The organism is Mesorhizobium sp. M5C.F.Ca.IN.020.29.1.1, assembly GCF_003997375.1.
Taxonomy (GTDB): Bacteria; Pseudomonadota; Alphaproteobacteria; order Rhizobiales; family Rhizobiaceae; genus Mesorhizobium; species Mesorhizobium wenxiniae.
Genome location: NZ_RZSW01001092.1, coordinates 1 through 807 on the forward strand (window position 1 = coordinate 1; position 807 = coordinate 807).

Consider the following 807-nt stretch of genomic DNA (forward strand, 5'->3'; position numbering starts at 1 on the left):
CAGCATAGGCCATGCCGATCATGCCGCCGAAAAAGGCGATGCAGACGCCGGCGACGATGCGGTTGGTGTTCCTCTTTTGAGGATGGGTCACTGTTTTGCGGTTCATCTTGAGCCTCACATCGTTCCGGTGAGGTTGTGACCGAACTTCACGACGGTCGCGATATAGAAGATGACGACAAGCACCGCCAGCGCCAGGCCGATGGCGACCGAACGGTTGCGCCGGGCCTTCTGCTGGCGCTCGGTCAGCGTGACGAGTTCAAGTTTCTTATCGGCCATGGTCATGCTCCGCCCATGGCCAGCACGCGCGCGACAACGCAGTCGGCAAGGTAGATGGCGAAGATGGCGAAGAGGTAGAGCAGTGAGTAGCCGAACAATGCCTTGGCCGGCTTCATCACATGGTCGTCGTCCGCCATCTGCAGCACCTTCCACGCATACCAGACAAAGCCGGCACCGAGCAGCACCGCAAAGACCCCATAGGCGGGCGTGGTGAAACCGAGCGCCGATGGCAGCACGCCAACCGGCGCGAGGATCAGCGCGTAGGCAAAGATCTGGCGTCGGGTCGAAGCCTGGCCGGCGACATTCGGCATCATCGGGATGCCGGCCCTGGCATAGTCCTCGGACTTGAAGAGAGCGAGCGCCCAGAAATGCGGCGGCGTCCACAGGAAGATGATCAGGAACAGGACGACGCTTTCCAGGCTGACCGTTCCGGTCACCGCGGCCCAGCCGATCACCGGCGGAATGGCGCCGGCAGCACCGCCGATGACAATGTTCTGCGGCGTCCAGCGCTTCAGCCACATCGTGTAGACG

General features: G+C 62.2%; 2 protein-coding genes. Both read right to left on the reverse strand.

Going from position 1 to position 807, the window contains the following annotated elements; all coding sequences use genetic code 11:
• Positions 1-114 precede the first annotated feature (114 nt).
• Entirely contained in the window at positions 115-276 is a 162-nt protein-coding gene (locus EOA85_RS36415; RefSeq protein ID WP_077381685.1) for a hypothetical protein, read from the reverse strand.
• A 2-nt stretch (positions 277-278) separates the two neighbouring features.
• The coding region (locus tag EOA85_RS36420; protein WP_164760186.1) for a UbiA family prenyltransferase at positions 279-807 on the reverse strand (529 nt) is incomplete at its 5' end.

What these genes read in the sequence shown, in the direction of transcription:
- EOA85_RS36415 (WP_077381685.1), bottom strand. Translation starts at nt 276, where the DNA reads ATGGCCGATAAGAAACTTGAACTCGTCACGCTGACCGAGCGCCAGCAG.